1 protein-coding gene is annotated in these 650 nt (G+C 80.0%); it reads right to left on the bottom strand.

The window, feature by feature from the left end; translation table 11 throughout:
* The coding region (locus tag HMPREF3159_RS13305; RefSeq protein WP_210388879.1) for a type II secretion system F family protein at window positions 1-650 on the bottom strand (650 nt) is incomplete at both ends.

The raw sequence follows: 650 nt of genomic DNA, 5'->3' as shown, positions 1-650 counted from the left end.
GGCCGCGACGGGCGTCCCGCGCCGCGGAGCGCAGCACCCTCGCGAGATCCGCGCCGGTCTCCTCCGCGAGCACGGCGGAGCGTCCCAGGGCGTCGAGCTCCGCGGGGAGCGCGTCGACCGCGAGCCGTGCAGGGACCCCGGCGGCGAGGGCGGAGGCGACGGCCCGCATCGCCTCGGCGTCCGTCCCTCCCGGCAGGGCCGCGGCGACCGCGGCGAGGGCGCGGGACAGCGGCAGCCCCGACTCGAGCGCCCCGGCGATCAGCTCGAGCGCCACCGACGGGTCCACCTCCGTGCGCAGGGGAGGGTCGGCGCTGCGCAGCAGGCGGCGCATCCACCACCAGCCCAGCACCGTCAGGGCGATCCCCGCCCCGCCGAGCAGCCGTCCCGAGGTCGAGGCGACCAGGAGCCGCAGCGGGTCGCCGCCCAGGAGCATGCCGAGGCCCAGTCCGGCCAGCGGCAGCACGAGCAGGATCCGGGCGGTCGAGCGCGGGCCCGCGAAGGCGCTGCGCCGCGCCTGCGCGGCGTCGTGGAGGTCGCGCAGGGCGTCGGCGAGGTGCTGGAGCATGACGGCGGCCGGGGCGCCCGTCCGATCGCACACCGCGAGCGCGGCGCCGAGCGAGGCGACCGTCGGCGCACCGCGCAGCCGTCCG

This window comes from Brachybacterium sp. HMSC06H03, assembly GCF_001807385.1.
GTDB classification, from domain to species: domain Bacteria; phylum Actinomycetota; class Actinomycetes; order Actinomycetales; family Dermabacteraceae; genus Brachybacterium; species Brachybacterium conglomeratum.
This window is presented reverse-complemented; position numbering and strand designations above follow the sequence as displayed.